17 protein-coding genes and 1 tRNA gene are annotated in these 17,108 nt (G+C 72.1%); 14 read left to right on the top strand and 4 right to left on the bottom strand.

Annotated elements, in window-relative coordinates; all coding sequences use genetic code 11:
* Window positions 1-182: 182 nt before the first annotated feature.
* Entirely contained in the window at window positions 183-602 is a 420-nt protein-coding gene (locus tag N1F89_RS18200) for a DUF4864 domain-containing protein (RefSeq protein WP_290085833.1), read from the bottom strand.
* 211 nt (window positions 603-813) lie between these two features.
* On the opposite strand from N1F89_RS18200, the gene N1F89_RS18195 reads away from it, so the two are divergent.
* The 8 genes from N1F89_RS18195 to N1F89_RS18160 all read left to right on the top strand — a co-directional run bounded on the left by N1F89_RS18195 (window position 814) and on the right by N1F89_RS18160 (window position 9,430).
* Window positions 814-2,226 carry a circularly permuted type 2 ATP-grasp protein gene (locus N1F89_RS18195; protein ID WP_290085832.1) on the top strand — a complete coding sequence of 471 codons (1,413 nt, stop codon included), beginning with the start codon at window positions 814-816 and terminating at the stop codon, window positions 2,224-2,226.
* Window positions 2,226-3,167 (top strand): alpha-E domain-containing protein, encoded by a 942-nt coding sequence (locus N1F89_RS18190; protein ID WP_290085831.1) that lies wholly within the window; start codon window positions 2,226-2,228, stop codon window positions 3,165-3,167. Before N1F89_RS18195 ends, N1F89_RS18190 begins: the two co-directional genes overlap by 1 nt.
* A gap of 12 nt (window positions 3,168-3,179) precedes the next feature.
* On the top strand, window positions 3,180-3,974 hold the full coding sequence (locus tag N1F89_RS18185; RefSeq protein ID WP_290085829.1) for a transglutaminase family protein: 795 nt from the start codon (window positions 3,180-3,182) through the stop codon (window positions 3,972-3,974).
* Window positions 3,975-4,007: 33 nt separating this feature from the next.
* A complete protein-coding gene (locus N1F89_RS18180) occupies window positions 4,008-4,736 on the top strand; it encodes a proteasome-type protease (protein WP_290085828.1) in 729 nt (242 codons plus the stop codon).
* Window positions 4,737-4,828: 92 nt separating this feature from the next.
* Complete coding sequence (locus N1F89_RS18175; protein ID WP_290085827.1) at window positions 4,829-5,593, top strand: DeoR/GlpR family DNA-binding transcription regulator; 765 nt, start codon at window positions 4,829-4,831, stop codon at window positions 5,591-5,593.
* Window positions 5,594-5,683: 90 nt separating this feature from the next.
* Window positions 5,684-7,210 (top strand): glycerol-3-phosphate dehydrogenase, encoded by a 1,527-nt coding sequence (gene glpD, locus N1F89_RS18170; protein ID WP_290085826.1) that lies wholly within the window; start codon window positions 5,684-5,686, stop codon window positions 7,208-7,210.
* A 108-nt stretch (window positions 7,211-7,318) separates the two neighbouring features.
* Complete coding sequence (glpK, locus tag N1F89_RS18165) at window positions 7,319-8,812, top strand: glycerol kinase GlpK (protein WP_290085824.1); 1,494 nt, start codon at window positions 7,319-7,321, stop codon at window positions 8,810-8,812.
* A 90-nt stretch (window positions 8,813-8,902) separates the two neighbouring features.
* Window positions 8,903-9,430, top strand: a complete 528-nt coding sequence (locus N1F89_RS18160; protein ID WP_290085823.1) for a DUF1499 domain-containing protein — start codon at window positions 8,903-8,905, stop codon at window positions 9,428-9,430.
* A 142-nt stretch (window positions 9,431-9,572) separates the two neighbouring features.
* Here the strand turns inward: N1F89_RS18160 and N1F89_RS18155 are convergent, their stop codons facing one another.
* Window positions 9,573-10,088 (bottom strand): BA14K family protein, encoded by a 516-nt coding sequence (locus N1F89_RS18155; protein ID WP_290085822.1) that lies wholly within the window; start codon window positions 10,086-10,088, stop codon window positions 9,573-9,575.
* Window positions 10,089-10,245: 157 nt separating this feature from the next.
* Window positions 10,246-11,214 carry a dienelactone hydrolase family protein gene (locus N1F89_RS18150; RefSeq protein ID WP_290085821.1) on the bottom strand — a complete coding sequence of 323 codons (969 nt, stop codon included), beginning with the start codon at window positions 11,212-11,214 and terminating at the stop codon, window positions 10,246-10,248.
* A 151-nt stretch (window positions 11,215-11,365) separates the two neighbouring features.
* Between N1F89_RS18150 and N1F89_RS18145 the strand changes: the two genes are divergently transcribed.
* The 4 genes from N1F89_RS18145 to N1F89_RS18130 all read left to right on the top strand — a co-directional run bounded on the left by N1F89_RS18145 (window position 11,366) and on the right by N1F89_RS18130 (window position 14,128).
* Window positions 11,366-11,812: a CBS domain-containing protein gene (locus N1F89_RS18145; protein ID WP_290085820.1), complete on the top strand. Its 447-nt coding sequence runs from the start codon at window positions 11,366-11,368 to the stop codon at window positions 11,810-11,812.
* 28 nt (window positions 11,813-11,840) lie between these two features.
* Window positions 11,841-12,587: a PRC-barrel domain-containing protein gene (locus N1F89_RS18140; protein WP_290085819.1), complete on the top strand. Its 747-nt coding sequence runs from the start codon at window positions 11,841-11,843 to the stop codon at window positions 12,585-12,587.
* 81 nt (window positions 12,588-12,668) lie between these two features.
* A complete protein-coding gene (locus N1F89_RS18135) occupies window positions 12,669-12,869 on the top strand; it encodes a DUF3309 family protein (RefSeq protein ID WP_290085818.1) in 201 nt (66 codons plus the stop codon).
* Window positions 12,866-14,128 carry a cytochrome P450 gene (locus N1F89_RS18130; protein ID WP_290085817.1) on the top strand — a complete coding sequence of 421 codons (1,263 nt, stop codon included), beginning with the start codon at window positions 12,866-12,868 and terminating at the stop codon, window positions 14,126-14,128. Before N1F89_RS18135 ends, N1F89_RS18130 begins: the two co-directional genes overlap by 4 nt.
* Before the next feature lie 128 nt (window positions 14,129-14,256).
* Here the strand turns inward: N1F89_RS18130 and N1F89_RS18125 are convergent.
* A tRNA-Lys gene (locus N1F89_RS18125) sits at window positions 14,257-14,331 on the bottom strand.
* Window positions 14,332-14,572: 241 nt separating this feature from the next.
* Between N1F89_RS18125 and N1F89_RS18120 the strand changes: the two genes are divergently transcribed.
* Both N1F89_RS18120 and glmU read left to right on the top strand, forming a co-directional pair.
* Window positions 14,573-15,340, top strand: coding sequence for a cytochrome c biogenesis CcdA family protein (locus N1F89_RS18120; RefSeq protein ID WP_290085816.1), 768 nt, complete (start codon window positions 14,573-14,575; stop codon window positions 15,338-15,340).
* Window positions 15,341-15,422: 82 nt separating this feature from the next.
* Window positions 15,423-16,769 carry a bifunctional UDP-N-acetylglucosamine diphosphorylase/glucosamine-1-phosphate N-acetyltransferase GlmU gene (gene glmU, locus N1F89_RS18115; protein ID WP_290085815.1) on the top strand — a complete coding sequence of 449 codons (1,347 nt, stop codon included), beginning with the start codon at window positions 15,423-15,425 and terminating at the stop codon, window positions 16,767-16,769.
* Window positions 16,770-17,108 lie beyond the last annotated feature (339 nt).

Here is a 17,108-nt window from a genome sequence, read left to right as displayed (position 1 = left end):
CCCCTCACCCTGCCCTCTCCCCGCAGGCGGGGAGAGGGTGAGGTCGCGCACGTGTTTGCCGGCGCGCTGTCGTCTGCCGTTTTCCGCCACGGGCCTGTGCGGCGCCCGCGCCCCCCTCTGTCGGCTGCGCCGACATCTCCCCCTCAAGGGGGAAGATCGGGGCGGGGCGGGTTCGCGGGTGGTCAGGTGCTCAACGCGTTGGAGGCGCGCAGGCTGACGCCGGTGATGCGGTGCGTGCCGTCGGGCTGCAGTTCGAGCGTGTAGACGGCCTCGTAGTTGCGGCCGTCCGGGCCGACCAAGAGGACCTGCTGCACGATCGACGTGCCGCTCAGCTCCTCGACCTTGCCGAAGGCATAGCTCTGCGGCCGGTAGACCGGCTGATAGCCGCTGACGACCATCGACATGAAGCGCTCGACGGTGGGAAACAGGCGCTTGATGTTGGGCGCGGCGTAGCCGTAGGCGGCGCCGTGATCGCCGGCGCGGAACGCCTCGATCTGGCCGGCGATGGTCTTCTGCGCCGAGCGCACCTCGGCTTCGCCGGCCTGCGCGGCCGACAGCCAGAAGATCGCCAGAAGCGACACGAGAAGCGACTTCACGGGCATCGTTCTGCCTCCCTTGCGGGACCGCCGGCGCGCTGCGGGCGGCGCGGGCGGCCGGGTTTCCTAGCCTAACATACGGTCGATCGGGCCGCGCAGTTTCACCGCCGCGCGGCCGGCCGGCCGGCTGGACTTCGCCGCCGCGGCCCCTAACTCCACGGACCGGCTTGCAATTTTGCGCCGCGGGCCGTGAAATGGCGATCGGAGAGGAGAACGCGTGGTCGCATTCGACGAGATGGGCTCCGGCCAGCCGGGGCTTCGCCAGCCCTATGCCGCCTACGACAGCTGGTTCGGCGAGCAGGATCCCGCCCGCCTGACGGCCAAGATGCGCGACGCCGAGAGCGTCTTCCGGCGCACCGGCATCACCTTCAACGTCTATGGCGAGGAGGCGGCGACCGAACGGCTGATCCCCTTCGACATCGTGCCGCGCATCCTGTCGGGCTCGGAGTGGCGCCGGCTCACCCAGGGCATCGAGCAGCGCGTGCGCGCGCTCAACGCCTTCCTCGACGACATCTACCACCGCCAGGAGATCCTGCGCGCCGGGCGCATTCCCGTCGAGCTGATCGCGCGCAACCGGGCCTTCCTGCCCGAGATGATCGGCGTGCGGCCGCCGGCCGGCGTCTACACCCACATCATCGGCGTCGATATCGTGCGCACCGGCGAGAACGACTTCTACGTGCTGGAGGACAATGCGCGCACGCCGTCGGGCGTGTCCTACATGCTGGAGAACCGCGAGACGATGATGCAGCTCTTCCCGGAGCTGTTCCAGCGCGTCAAGGTGCGGCCGGTCGAGAACTACCCCAAGCTGCTGCGCAAGTCGCTGGCCGCGGTCGGGCCGCCCGGCTGCGCCGGCGCGCCGACGATCGCCGTGCTGACGCCCGGCACCTTCAACTCCGCCTATTTCGAGCACGCCTTCCTGGCCGACCAGATGGGCGTCGAATTGGTCGAGGGGCAGGACCTGCGCGTCGTCGACGGCAATGTGGCGATGCGCACCACGCAGGGCTACCGCAAGATCGACGTGCTCTACCGGCGCGTCGACGACGACTTCCTCGATCCGCTGACCTTCCGGCCCGATTCCGCGCTCGGCGTGGCCGGCATCATGGACGTCTACCGCGCCGGCCGCATCACGATCGCCAACGCGCCGGGCACCGGCATCGCCGACGACAAGGCGATCTACTCCTACATGCCGGAGATCGTCGAGTTCTACACCGGCCGCAAGGCGATCCTCGGCAACGTGCCGACGTGGCGCTGCTCGGAGCCGGAGGCGCTGAAATACGTGCTGGCGCATCTCGGCGAGCTGGTCGTCAAGGAGGTGCACGGCTCGGGCGGCTACGGCATGCTGGTGGGACCGGCCGCCAGCAAGGCCGAGCGCGAGGCGTTCGCCGCCAAGCTCGCCGCCCGGCCCGACAACTACATCGCCCAGCCGACGCTGTCGCTGTCGACCTGCCCGATCCTGACGGAGGCGGGGCTGGCGCCGCGCCATGTCGACCTCAGGCCCTTCGTGCTGGTGTCGGACCGGGTCGAGATCGTGCCGGGCGGGCTGACGCGGGTGGCGCTGAAGGAGGGCTCTCTGGTGGTCAATTCCTCGCAGGGCGGCGGCACCAAGGACACCTGGGTGCTGGACGACTGATGCTGCTCGGACGCACCGCCAACGGCCTCTACTGGATGACCCGCTACATCGAGCGGGCCGAGAACATGGCGCGCCTGGTCGACGCCGGGCTGCGGCTGGCGCTCACCCTGACGGAGAGCTCGGCCGAGGAGTGGCGCTCGGTGGTCATCAGCTCGGGCACGCGGGCCGACTTCGAGGCGCGGCACGACGCCTACGACGCGCGCGCGGCCTGGGAGTTCCTGCTGCGCGACCCGCAGAACCCCTCGAGCGTGATCTCGTCCATCGAGACGGCGCGCAGCAACGCGCGCATGGTGCGCACGGCGCTGACGCGCGAGGCGTGGGAGAGCATCAACGAGGCGTGGATGTCGCTGCGCCGGCTGCTCGCCGCGCCGGTCGACGAGCGCGAGCTGCCCGCCGTGCTCGACGCCATCAAGCGCGAGACGGCGCAGATCCGCGGCGCCTTCCATGGCACCATGCTGCGCAACGAGATCTTCGACTTCGCCCGCCTCGGCACCTATGTCGAGCGCGCCGACAACACCGCGCGCATCCTCGACGTGAAATACTACGTGCTGCTGCCCTCGGCGGCCTGGGTCGGCTCGTCGCTCGACAACCACCAGTGGGAATCGATCCTGCGCTCGGTCTCCGCGCACCGCTCCTACCGCTGGGTCTACGACGCGGAGTACCGGCCGACCAGCATCGCCGAGTATCTGATCCTCAACCGCCGCATGCCGCGCTCGCTGGCCTTCTGCTACAGCGCCATCGGCGGCAGCCTGCGCTATCTGCTGGAGGAATACGGCGAGCGCCACACCTGCCAGGAGATCGCCGAGGGCATGGAGCAGAAGCTGCGCGCACGCAGCATCGAGGAGATCTTCGAGGACGGGCTGCACGAGTTCCTCACCGAGTTCATCCGCGACAACAACAATCTCGGCGCCCAGGTGGCGCACGACTACCGCTTCTACTGAGGCGAGGGGGCCATGCGGCTGAAGATCAGGCACAAGACCGAATATGCCTACGACGCGCCGGTCGCCTATGCGCTGCAGCGGCTGCGGCTCTACCCGCGCTCGAGCGCGGTGCAGAAGGTCGATTCCTGGACGATCGGCATCGAGGGCGCGCGCGAGCAGGTGCGCTTCGTCGACCATCTGGGCAACGACACGCGGCTGGTCAGCGTCGAGGGCGAGCCGCACACCATCGTGCTGACGGCCGAGGGCGAGGTGGAGACCTTCGGCCGCGACGGCGTGTCGGGCCCGCACCGCGGCTTCGCGCCGCTGTGGCTGTTCCTGCGCGAGACCGGGCTGACGGGGGCCGGGCCGCGCGTCGAGGCGCTGATCGGCGGGCTGCAGGGCGGCGAGGCGCTCGACCGGCTGCACCGGCTGATGGCGGCGATCGGCGAGCGCGTCGCCTACACGCTGGGTGCGACCGACGCGCAGACGAGCGCGGAGGAGGCGCTGGCGAACGGCAGCGGCGTGTGCCAGGACCACGCCCACATCTTCATCGCCGCGGCGCGCCGCATGGGCTTTCCGGCGCGCTACGTCAGCGGCTACCTGAAGCTCGACGACACCGACGAGCAGGCGGCGAGCCACGCCTGGGCCGAGGCGCATGTCGACCATCTCGGCTGGGTCGCCTTCGACTGCTCGAACGGCATCTCGCCCGACGAGCGCTACGTGCGGCTGGCGGTGGGCTGCGACTATCGCGACGCCATGCCGATTTCGGGGATCCGGCACGGCAGCGCGGAGGAACGGCTTGCGGTTCGCATCACGGTCGAGCAGTAATCGGTCGGGCATTCTCGATTCGGATCGACGCCGATGACCTATTGCGTCGGGCTCCAGATAGACCGGGGCCTGGTCTTCATGTCGGACACGCGCACCAATGCGGGCGTCGACAACATCTCCACCTTCGGCAAGATGACGGTGTGGGAGACGCCGGGCGAACGCGTGCTCGTGCTTCTGTCGGCCGGCAACCTGGCGACCACGCAGGCCGTGGTCAGCCTGATCGAGGAACGCTCGAAGGCGCCGGCCGAGCGCGCGCCGTCGATCCTCGACACGCCGTCGATGTTCCAGACCGCGCGGCTGGTCGGCGACGTCATCAAGGAGGTGATCGGCCATTCGACGCCGGTCGGCCAGACCGCCGACGCCTTCGGCGCCTCCTTCATCCTGGGCGGCCAGATCCGCGGCACCGAGCCGCGGCTGTTCCTGATCTACCCGGAAGGCAACTTCATCGAGAGCGGGCCGGACACACCGTTCCTGCAGATCGGCGAGACCAAGTACGGCAAGCCGATCCTGGTGCGCGCCTACGATCCGGCGCTGAGCTTCGCCGAGACGGTCAAGCTCTTGATGGTGTCGTTCGATTCCACCTTGAAGTCGAACCTGTCGGTCGGGCTGCCGCTCGACCTGCTGTTCTACGAACGCGACAGCTTCCGCGTCGGCTTCCGCAAGCGCTTCGCCGCCGACGACGGCTACTACCGGCAGATCTCGGAAGGCTGGTCGCGCGCGCTGAAGGCCGCCTTCGCCAGCCTGCCCGACGTCCCCGGCTGAGGCGCGCTCGGCGCGGTCGCAGCGCCGACTTTCGTTTGTTTCGCTTTTGCGCTAGAAACGAAAGATGCGAAGGCCGGCGAGGCGGGAATGCCATGCAACTGTCGATGCGGCACAGCGAGATCGTCCAGGTCGCCCGCGACGAGGGCCGTGTCACCGTCGACGCGCTCGCCCGGCGCTTCGGCGTCAGCGCCCAGACGATCCGCAAGGACCTCAACGCGCTGTGCGCGCGGCGCGTGCTGACGCGCAGCCATGGCGGGGCGCTGTTTCCGGCCGGCAGCGAGAATGTCGGCTATGCCGAGCGCCGCCGCATCGCCTCGGAGGAGAAGCGCGCGATCGGCCGCGCGGCGGCCGCGCTGATCCCGGCCAAGGCCTCGCTGTTCCTGACCATCGGCACCACCACCGAGGCCGTCGCCGAGGCGCTCGGCGAGCATGAGGGGCTGCTCGTCGTGACCAACAACATCAACGTGGCCAACCGGCTGCGGCTCGCCCCCGCGATCGAGACGATCGTCGCCGGCGGCGTCGTGCGGCGGTCGGACGGCGGCATCGTCGGCGAGGCGGCGGTCGACTTCATCCGCCAGTTCAAGGTCGACTTCGCGGTGATCGGCGCCTCGGCGATCGACGAGGACGGGGCGCTGTTCGACTACGATTTCCGCGAGGTGAAGGTGGCGCAGGCGATCATCGCCAGCGCCCGCCACGTCGTGCTGGTCGCCGATTCGACCAAGTTCGAGCGCACCGCGCCGGTGCGCGTCGGCCACCTGCGCCAGGTGCAGACCTTCGTCACCGACCGCTGCCCGGTCGACGCGGTGCGCCGGCTGTGCCGCGAGAGCGACGTGGCGCTGGTCGAGACGGCGCGCTGAGCGGACCGGGCGCGGAAACCGGTTTGACGCGCGCAAGACTTTCGTTTTAGTTTCGTTTTGCTTTCACATTGCGCCGGGCAGGAGACCATCGTGGACGACGACGGGGCCGACCTCTACGACATCGTCGTCATCGGCGGCGGCATCAATGGCTGCGGCATCGCGCGCGACGCCGCCGGGCGCGGCCACAGCGTCCTCCTGGCCGAGATGAACGACCTGGCGAGCGGCACCTCGTCGTGGTCGACCAAGCTGATCCATGGCGGGTTGCGCTATCTCGAGCATTACGAGTTCCGCCTCGTGCGCGAGGCGCTGAAGGAGCGCGAGGTGCTGTGGCGCATGGCGCCGCACATCATCTGGCCGCTGCGCTTCGTGCTGCCGCACCATGCCGGCATGCGGCCGGCCTGGCTGTTGCGGCTCGGGCTGTTCGTCTACGACCACATCGGCGGCCGCCGGCTGCTGCCGGCCACGCGCACGCTCGACCTGGCGCGCGATCCGGCGGGCGCGCCGCTGAAGCGCGCGTTCCGCCGCGCCTTCGAATACTCCGACTGCTGGGTGAACGACGCGCGGCTGGTCGTGCTCAACGCGCGCGACGCGGCCGACCGCGGCGCGGTGATCCGCACGCGCAGCCGCGTGGTGGCGGCGCGGCGCGCGCAGGACGGCTGGCGCGTGGCGGTGGAGGACACGCGCACCGGCCGGCGCGAGACGGTGCGCGCACGGCTGCTCGTCAACGCCGCCGGCCCCTGGGTCGACCGGGTGCTGGCCGAAACGATGGGGCGCAACGCGGCCGGCAGCGTGCGCCTGGTCAAGGGCAGCCACATCGTCGTGCCGCGGCTTCACGACGATCCGCGCGCCTATTTCTTCCAGAACAGCGACGGGCGCATCGTCTTCGCCATCCCCTACGAGGAGGATTTCACGCTGATCGGCACCACCGACCGCGACTTTGCCGGCGACCCGGCCGAGGCGGCGGCGGACGAGGCGGAGATCGCCTATCTGTGCGCGGCGGCGAGCGCCTATTTCGAACGGCCGGTGCGGCGCGAGACGGTTCGGTGGACCTATTCGGGCGTGCGGCCGCTCTACGACGACGGCGCCGGCAAGGCGCAGGAGGCGACGCGCGACTATGTGCTGAAGGTCTCCGGCGGGCCGGACGAGGCGGCGCGGATCGACATCTTCGGCGGCAAGATCACCACCTACCGCCGGCTCGCCGAGGCGGTGCTGGCGCGCGCCGAGGCGCGGCTCGGCCGCAAGGGCGGGCCGTGGACGGCCGATGCGGCGCTGCCGGGCGGCGACTTTCCCGTCACCGGCTTCGACGCCGCGGTCGCGGCGCTGCGCCGCGGCCACCCGTTTCTCGAGGCGGGCCATGCGCGCCGGCTGGTGCGGCTCTACGGCACGCGCGCCGGCGCGCTGCTTGCCGGCGCGGCGGCGCCGGCCGATCTCGGCCGCCATTTCGGCGCCGACCTCTACGAGGCGGAGCTGCGCTATCTCGCCCGCGCGGAATGGGCGCAGACCGGCGACGACGTGCTGTGGCGGCGCACCAAGCGCGGCCTGCGGCTATCGCCGGACGAGGCGGCGGCCGTCGACGCCTTCATGCGCGCGCTCGTCGCGGAGCGGCCGGCGGGCTGAGGCGGCGGGCGGTGGTCGCGCATTGGCGCCGGCCGGGCCGGCGGGCATGATGGGCGCGGGCGCGCGGACAGCGGTATGCGGGGGAGCGGGGGCATGCGGGGAGGAGACATGGACGGCTACGTTCTGGCGATCGACCAGGGAACCACCTCGACGCGGGCGATCCTGTTCGACCGCGCGCAGCGCGCGCTCGCCACGAGCCAGCGCGCGTTCACGCAGCACTATCCGGCCTCCGGCTGGGTCGAGCACGACGCAGAGGAGATCTGGCGCAGCGTCGTGGAGACGGTGCGCGACGCGCTCGACAAGGCCGGCGTCGCGGCCTCGGCGGTCGCCGGCATCGGCATCACCAACCAGCGCGAGACGGCGCTGGTGTGGGAGCGCGAGACCGGCCGGCCGATCCACAACGCCATCGTGTGGCAGGACCGGCGCACGCAGCCGGCCTGCGAGCGGCTGCGCGGCGAGGGGCTCGAGCCGCTCGTCGCCGCGCGCACCGGGCTCTTGCTCGACCCGTATTTCTCGGCCACCAAGATCGCCTGGCTGCTCGACCATGTCGCGGGCGCGCGACGCGCGGCCGAACGGGGCCGGCTCGTCGCCGGCACGCTCGACAGCTTCCTGATCTGGCGGCTGACCGGCGGCCGGGTGCACGCCACCGACGCCACCAACGCCTCGCGCACGCTTTGCTACGACATCGGCGCCAATCGCTGGGACGAGGAGCTCTGCGCCGCCTTCGGCGTGCCGGCCGGCATGCTGGCGCAGGTGCGCGACAGCGCGGCCGATTTCGGCACCACCGACCCGGCGCTGTTCGGCGCGGCGATCCCGATCCTCGGCGTGGCCGGCGACCAGCAGGCGGCGACCATCGGCCAGGCCTGCTTCGCGCCCGGCATGCTGAAGGCGACCTACGGCACCGGTTGCTTCGCCGTGCTCAACACCGGCGAAGAGCGGGTGCGCTCGCAGAACCGGCTGCTGACGACCATCGCCTATCGGCTCGACGGCCGCACGACCTATGCGTTGGAAGGCTCGATCTTCGTCGCCGGGGCGGCGGTGCAGTGGTTGCGCGACGGGCTGGGTATCATCGCCGAGGCGGCCGAGACGGGGCCGCTGGCCGCGCGCGCCGACCCACACCAGGCGGTGCATCTGGTGCCGGCCTTCGTCGGCCTCGGTGCGCCGCACTGGGACGCGGAGGCGCGCGGCGCGCTGTTCGGCCTGACGCGGGCGACGGGACCGGCCGAGCTCGCCCGCGCGGCGCTGGAATCGGTCGCCTTCCAGACATACGACCTGATCGAGGCGATGCATGGCGACTGGCAGGGCGGGGCGGCCGACACGGTGCTGCGCGTCGACGGCGGCATGGTGGCGAGCGACTGGACGATGCAGCGGCTGGCCGACATCCTCGGCGCGCCGGTCGACCGGCCGACCGTGCTCGAGACCACCGCGCTCGGCGCGGCGTGGCTGGCCGGCTCGCGCGCCGGCGTGTGGCCGGGGCAGCAGGCCTTCGCCGAGGCCTGGGCGCTCGACCGGCAGTTCGCGCCGGCGATGGACGCGGCCGAGCGCGCGGCGCGGCTGGCCGGCTGGCGCGACGCGGTGCGCCGCACGCTGAGCGCGACCTGACGGCGCGGCCCGCGGCCTTGCCTTCGCGGCGCGGCGGGCCATTGTTGTCGCGAGCCGTGCCATCGGCGCCACACGACGGAGCCTCTGCCCTTGAAGACAGTCAGCGTCATCCTTCTCGCCGTTGTCGCCGTGCTGGCGGTGGTCGGCGCGCTGTTCGCGCTCGACCGCGACGGCTTCTGGCGCCGCATCGCCGGCGATCCCGATCTCGGCGACACCGATTTCGCGACGCTCGGCCCGGCGCCGAAGCCGAACGAGGCGCTGGTCTGCCCGCCCGACCACTGCCCGCGCCGCACGCCCGACATCGCCAGCCCGGTCTACGACCGCGATGCCGCGGCGATGCGAACGATCATGGCCGAGCGGCTGGCCGGCCGGGCGCGGCTTGTCCGCGTCGACGACGACGGCGATCCCACGCGGCTGCGCTATGTGGCGCGCAGCCGGCTGATGCGCTTTCCCGACACGATCTCGGTCGCCTTCGTCGATCTCGGCCAGGGGCGCTCGGGCGTCGCCATGCACGGCCGCGCCCAGCTCGGCCGCTCCGACATGGGCGTCAATGCGGCGCGGCTGCGCGCCTGGCTGCGGCTTCTGGCCGACCACGAGGCGGACGCCGGCGGCGGCTGAGGCGGGCTTGCCGGGCGGCGCCGAAAGAAGAAGGGCGCCCGAGGGGCGCCCAAAGAAGAAGGGCGCCCGAGGGGGCGCCCAATGGCCGTGTCCTGTCGCGTCTGCCGACGGCGAAGCGGGATCGGCTTCGCCGGCAAGCGCCCTAGTTGTATGGCGAATTGCAGCGCTTGCGCGGGCCGTTATAGGGCTGGAACGTGTCGTCCGACGCCCGGTAGGACCGGTAGCGCCGGTCGCACCAGCGCACATGCCGGTCCCAGGAGCGCGAATTGGCGATGGCGCCGGAGATGATCGCGCCGGCGATGAAGGCGGCCGGCGGGAACCAGTAGCCGTCGCGGTAGCGATAGCCCTTGCGGCGCTGCTTGTAGCCGCGATGACCGTTCCAGTAGACATAGGGTCCGCCGTGCTGGCGGCCGTAGCGCCACTGGTTGTTCTGGTCGAAATGCGGCCGGCCGCCGCGCGGGCCGCCCCTGAAGACCGGACCGTGATAGCGGCGCCAGCCGCGGTGGCCGACCTCGGTGCGGCCGGCTTCCGCCGCGCTCGGGCCGACGGCGGGCGCGGCCGGAACGGCCAGCGGACCGGCCGCCGCCTGCGGCACGGGCAGCGCGGCCATCGACGCGGCGATCGCCGCCGCGCACAGCGATGAGAACAGCTTCTTCATGGCGACCTCCTCGGGCTTGCGATCGGGCGTCCGGCGTCCGGCCGCCTTACCGGCGGCCGAAACGGGACGTTAACCCATCCTAAGACGGGAAAGCCGGCAGCGCGATGGCGGTTCACCTGCGGCGATCACTTTTGCGTGTTCGCGCGTGCGGCGCGCTTCAGCCCTTCACCATGGAGACGAGCGCGGCATTCGAGCGGCGGGTCGTCGCGCGGTCGCGCAGGATCGTGTAGCCGCGCGGGTCGGCGGCCGTCGCGATCAACAGGGCGCGGCTCGTCGCGCCGCGCATGCGCAGGCCCGTGCGCTCGTCGGTGATGGTGTTGTCGGGCGCCACGCGCATGCGGCAGTTGCGCAGGTTGAAGTTGACGTGGCGCGGCGTCTCGTCCTCGCCGTCCCATTGGTGGCAGGCGTCCTCGTAGACCACCAGGCGGACCGGCGAGCCGCCGCGCTGCATGTCGTCGGCGATGGCGTGCGAGCGCGGGACCGACACGTTGCCGTCGCGGCCGCCAACCAGAAGCAGCACCGGGCTGCCGGTGGTGGCGGGCGCGTCGAGGCGGGCGATGCTGCAGCCGTAATAGGAGATGTGGCCGGCGAAGCGATGGGCGCTGCGGGCATAGAGGTCGGCGATCTGGCGATAGGCGCACAGCATGGCGATCATGCCGCCGTAGGAAAAGCCGACGACGTGGATGCGGCCGGCGTCGATCTCCGGCCGTTCGGCGAGATAGGCGAGCGCGGCGAAGGCGTCGGCCAGCATCATCGCCTCGGTCAGCCGCAGCGCGCGCATCGTGTCGGTGCGGCTTCGGATGCCGCGCGCGGCGAAGCCGTCGATCACCAGGCCGGCGCAGCCGGCGTCGGCCAGGAGCCGGCCATAGGCGCCCTCGCGCGCCGGCATCGGCCCGCCGAGCCCCTGCAGGACGACGCAGGCCGGCACCGGGCCGCTGGTGTCGGCCGGCAGGTGCAGCTCGCCGCAAAGCTCGACCGGCGGCGCATGGCGCGGCCCGCGCGCGATGTCGGGCAGGATCGTCGGGCTGGCGGAGGCAAAGCGCACCGGGCGCGGCGGCGGCGCGCCGGTATCGGTGGTCCCGGTATCGGTGGGTCCGGTGTCGGTGGTCAGGAGGGCGTCGGTCATGCGTCTCAATGGCCGGGCCGGCCGCCGGTTCCCTGCCGCGCGACCGGCGGAACGTCCGCCGGGCTCGCGCATTGAGCCGACGAGAGCCGGCATGCCGGATCGGGAACGGTCCGTCCGGCCCGCCCGTCTCACGAGCGATGGAGAGCGGACGATGAAGGTCAGCGAAGCGATGACCCGCCATGTGGAGACCGCCAGCCCCGACCAGCCGGTGCGCGAGGCCGCACGGCGGATGGGCGCGCTCGATGCCGGCGCCGTGCCGGTCGGCGAGGGCGACCGGCTGGTCGGCATGCTGACGGACCGCGACCTGGCGCTGCGCGTCGTCGCAGAAAACAAGGGTCCCGACACGCCGGTGCGCGAGGCGATGACGCGCGACCTGAAATACTGCTTCGCCGACGACGACACCGAAACGGTGGGGCGCAACATGGCCGAGCAGCAGATCCGACGCCTGCCGGTGCTCGACCGCGACAAGCGGCTGGTCGGCATCCTGGCGATCGGCGACATCGCCTTCCAGGCCGGCGGCGCGGCGGCGAGCGCCGCCCTGGCCGGGGTGTCGCAGCCGGGCGGCCCGCACTCGCAGACCGGCGGTCCGCGAAGCTGAGGCACCATAGCGGCACGGGAGACAAGCGATGTTGTGGACTGCATCCGCGTTGCGCCACTACGGCGTGCAAGCCAGCGACGGCGAGATCGGCCGCGTCTCGGACCTGCTGTTCGACGACCGCGGCTGGACCATCCGCTGGGCGGTGATCGAGGCGGGAGGCTGGCTGGAGAGCCGCAAGGTGCTGCTGCCGCCGCGCGAGTTCGCCCGGCCGGACGCGGCGCAGTCGCTGTTCTCGGTCACCGTCACCCGGGCGCAGGTCAAGTCGAGCCCGCGGCTCGACGCGGACGAGCCGGTGTCGCGCCAGCACGAGACCGACATCTATGCCTATTACGGCTGGCAGCCCTACTGGGCGGGCACCGCCTATGCGCCGCTCGCCGGCGTGGCGGCGACGCCGGTCGACCAGACGGCGGCCGCGGCCGAGGCCGCGCGCGAGCGCCAGGAGACCGGGCGCGGCGATCCGCATCTGCGCTCGGTCGGCGAGGTGACCGGCTACTACATCCACGCCGCCGACGGCGACATGGGCCATGTCGAGGACATGCTGGTCGAGGCCGACGGCTGGGCCATCCGCTACGTGGTGGTCGACACCAAGAACTGGTGGCCCGGCCGCAAGGTGCTGATCGCGCCGCAGCGCATCGCCGACATCAACTGGGCCGAGGGCACCATCGCGGTCGGGCTGACGCGCGAGGAACTGCGTCAGGCGCCCGAATACGACCCCGACGAGACCGCCGACGGCCGCCAGGACGGCCGCACGCAGGACTACCTGGTCTACATCTAGGACGGCGGCAGGCGGCCGGCCTTGCGAAGAAGGCATTCCGGCGCGCCTTCGGCCGCCGGCCTTGCAAAGGAGGAATTCGCCATGTGGGGCTTCTGGACCCTGCTGCTCGTGCTGGTTCTGCTGATCGTGGCGCTGCCGGTCTATCCCTACAGCCGCGGCTGGGGCTACTGGCCGAGCGGCCTGCTCCTGGTGCTCTTCCTGTTCTGGATCCTGCTGCTCTATCTCGGCGCCATCGCCTTCTGGTGGCCGTGGGCACCGCCGGCCGGCGTCGTGGGAGCGTGAGCGCGCTCGCACGGCAGGGCCACCGCGCGGCCGCACCCGACAGCCTGCCGCGCGCCGGTGCCGACAGCACGCTCGCCCTGCTGCGCGAGGGCTACCGCTTCGTGTCCAACCGCTGCGAACGGCTCGGCCGCGACGCGTTCCGCACGCGGCTGATGCTGCGCGAGGTGGCGTGCATGCGCGGGCCGGACGCGGCGGCCGCCTTCTATCATCCCGGCCGCTTCACCCGGCAAGGCGCCATGCCGCGCAGCGCGCTGACCCTGCTGCAGGACCGCGGCAGCGTGCAGACGCTCGACGGAACGGCGCACCGCCATCGCAAGGCGGCGTTCATGGCGATGATGGACGAGGCGGCGCTGGCGCGCGCGGGCCGGCTGTTCAGCGAGGAATGGCAGATCGCCGCCGACGGCTGGAGCGGCCGCGCGATCGTGCTCCACGAGGCGGCGGCCGACATCCTCGCCCGCACGGCGCTGCGCTGGTGCGGCATCGACCCGCAGGCCGAGGACGTCGCCGCGCGCCGTCGCGAGCTCGTCGCGATGATCGAGGGGGCCGGCAGCATCGGCCCGACCCATCTGCGCGCGCAGGCGCTGCGCCAGCGCGCCGAACGCTGGGCGCGCCGCCTGATCGGCGACATCCGCGCCGGCCGCCGGGCCGCCGATCCCGCGCTTCCGGCCGCACGGCTCGCCGGCCACACCGACACCGAGGGGGCGCGTCTGCCCGAGACGGTGGCGGCGGTCGAGCTTCTCAACCTGCTGCGGCCCATCGTGGCGGTCGGCCGCTACATCGTGTTCGCCGCGCATGCGCTGCACGTGCATGGCGGGCCGGGCGGCGCGGCCGGCGCGGCCGACCGACGCGCCTTCGTGCAGGAGGTGCGGCGCTTCTACCCGTTCTTTCCGATGGTCGGCGGCCGGGCGCTGGAACCCTTCGTGTGGCGCGGTCACCGCTTTTCGGCGGGCGCCTGGGTGCTGCTCGACCTCTACGGCACCAACCGCCATCCGCAGGCCTGGCCGGAGCCGGACGCCTTCCGTCCCGAGCGCTTCGCGGACTGGCGGGGCGACGCCTTCGCGATGGTGCCGCAGGGCGGCGGCGGCTTCGAGGGCGGCCATCGCTGCCCCGGCGAGTGGCTGACCATCGCGCTGACCGGCGAGGCCGTGCGGCTGCTGACGCAGGAGATGCGCTACGGCGTACCGGCGCAGGACCTGACGATCGCGCTCGACCGGTTCCCGACCGGGCCGGCAAGCGGCTTCGTGATCGCGGTGGAGTGAAGGCGGCGCGTGCCGGGCGGTGAGCGGGTCGGGGCATCGAGGCGACCCCGTGCCACCCGCCTGGTCGCAGGTCGGCGACCCGTGCCGCTGGTGCGCTCCAGAAACGATGCCCGTTCAAACGGTTGCGGTGGTGAGCGGGGTGGGGATCGAACCCACGACCAGCTGATTAAAAGTCAGCTGCTCTACCACTGAGCTACCCGCCCTCGGCGCGGACCGGCAGGCTTTGCGAAGCGGCCCGGCGAAGTGCGGCGGACCTTAGAAAGAGCCTTTCGGGGGGTCAACCGAAAATGCCCGCCGCCGCGCGCGTCCGTCACCACAATGCCACCATGCGATGCCGGTACGACGCGGGCAGGGCGACCGAATGCCACGCGATGGTGATTGGAGCGCATGGCGCGGAAGCGCTATAGGGGCGGGGAAACGGACGAACGGTGACGCAGGTCTGAAATGGCGATCGATGTCGGCTATCTCGGAGCGCTCGGCGCGGGCGCGCTGTCCTTCCTGTCGCCCTGCGTGCTGCCGCTGGTGCCGCCCTATCTGTGCTACATGGCCGGCGTGTCGGTCGACGAGTTCCGCGCCGGCGGCCTCGCCGTGCAGGGCGACGGCACGGCGGTCGCCACCGCGGCGCCGCGGCGCGCGCTGATCGGCGCCTCGCTCGCCTTCGTCGCCGGCTTCTCCACCGTCTTCGTGGCGCTCGGCGCCGGCGCGTCGACCATCGGCGCGCTGCTGCGCGCCTGGCAACAGGAGCTGGCGGTGGTCGCCGGCCTGCTGATCATCGTCATGGGGCTCAACTTCCTCGGCGTCATCCGCATCCCGCTCCTGTCGCGCGAGGCGCGCTTCCAGGCGCAGGGGCGGCCGGCCAGCGCCGGCGCGGCCTATGTGATGGGCCTCGCCTTCGCCTTCGGCTGGACGCCGTGCATCGGCCCGGTGCTCGGCCCGATCCTGACGCTGGCCGGCGGCCGCGAGACGGTCGGCGAGGGGGCGCTGCTGCTCGCCGTCTATTCGGCCGGGCTCGGCATCCCGTTCCTGGTCGCGGCCTATTTCTCCGGCGCCTTCGCGCGCTTCCTGACCCGCTTCCGCGTGCATCTCGGCCGCGTCGAGAAGGCGATCGGCGCGCTGCTGGTGATCGCCGGCGTGCTGTTCCTGACCGGCGGCATCCAGGCCGCCTCCTATTGGCTGCTGGAGACCTTCCCGGCGCTCGGCCTGCTCGGCTGAGCGGTGCGCCCGGCCCCGGTGGAGCGGGGCCGGCCGCGGTGCTACAGAGAAAGCCAAATCGCCACCAAACGACGGATCCTCCATGAGCGCCAGAAGCTGCCTCACCATCGTCCTCGCCGCCGGCGAGGGCACGCGCATGAAGAGCGCCACGCCGAAGGTGCTGCATCCGGTCGCCGGCCGGCCGATGATCGGCCATGTGCTCGACGCGATCGGCCAGGCGGGCGCCGCAGCGGTGACGGTGGTGGTCGGCCATGCCGGCAAGGCGGTCGCCGAGGCGGTCGCCGCGCTCGACGGGCGGGCCGAGATCGCCTGGCAGCGCGAGCGGCTGGGCACCGGCCACGCCGTGCTCGCCGCCGGCCAGGCGCTGGAGCGCGGTCACGACGACGTGCTCGTGGTGTTCGGCGACACGCCGCTGCTCGAGGCCGAGGCGCTCGGCCGGCTGCGCGGCGCGCTGGCCGACGGCGCGGCGGTGGCGGTGATGGGCTTCCGCACCGAGCGGCCCGCCGGCTACGGCCGGCTGATCGAAAAGGACGGCGCGCTGGTTGCCATCCGCGAGGAGAAGGACTGCAGCCAGGCCGAGCGCGCGGTGACCTTCTGCAATGGCGGCGCCATGGCGCTCGACGGACGCCGCGCGCCGGCGCTGCTGAAGCGCATCGGCAACGCCAACGCCAAGGGCGAGTACTATCTCACAGACATCGTCGCGCTGGCCGTCGAGGAGGGCCTGCGCGTCGCCGCCGTCGAGGCGGCGTTCGAGAACGCGCTCGGCGTCAACACGCGCGCCGAACTGGCCGCCGCGGAGGCCGTCTGGCAGGCGCGGCGGCGCAGCGCCCTGATGCTCGACGGGGTGACGATGACGGCGCCTGAGACGGTGTTCCTGTCGCACGACACGGCGATCGGCGCCGACGCGCTGATCGAGCCCCACGTGGTGTTCGGCCCCGGCGTGCGGGTGGAAGGCGGGGCGCGCATCCGCGCCTTCTCGCATCTGGAGGGCGCCACGGTGGCCGGCGGCGCCGAGATCGGCCCCTATGCGCGGCTGCGCCCGGGGGCGGCGCTCGGCGAGCGCGCCAAGGTGGGCAATTTCTGCGAGATCAAGAACACGCGCGTGGAGGCCGGCGCCAAGGTGCCGCATCTCTCCTATGTCGGCGACGCGACGGTGGGGGCGGGCGCCAACATCGGCGCCGGCACCATCACCTGCAACTATGACGGCTTTTCCAAGCACCACACGTCGATCGGCCCGGGTGCCTTCATCGGCTCCAACAGCTCGCTGGTGGCGCCGCTGACGATCGGCGAAGGGGCCTATGTCGCCTCGGGCAGCGTCATCACCCAGGACGTGCCCGACGAGGCGCTCGCCTTCGGCCGCGCCCGCCAGGCGACCCGGCCGGAGTTCGGCCGGCGGCTGCGCGAGCGGCTGGCGGCTGCGAAAAAGTAGCGGCTTTCCGGTAACCGACGGTCAAGGCGGGCGCGCTATGGTGCGCCGGGATCCGCGCGCGCGGCGTGCCGCGCCGTGCGACACGCGGTGAAACCATATGTGAGTTCCATTGCCCGCGCCGTCGGCTAGAAGCGGACGATGGGACGGGACAGAAGAGGGCACAGGCCATGTGCGGCATCGTGGGTATCGTCGGGCATTCGCCGGTGGCGCCGCTGATCGTCGACGCGCTCAAGCGGCTGGAATACCGCGGCTACGATTCGGCCGGCGTGGCGACGGTGGAGAACGGCGCGCTGGCGCGGCGCCGCGCCGAGGGCAAGCTCATCAACCTGGAGCGGCGGC

Source organism: Aquibium sp. A9E412, from assembly GCF_030398335.1.
Classification (GTDB): domain Bacteria; phylum Pseudomonadota; class Alphaproteobacteria; order Rhizobiales; family Rhizobiaceae; genus A9E412.
Note: the sequence above shows the minus strand (reverse complement) of the source record. Positions and strands in the feature narration are given on the sequence as shown.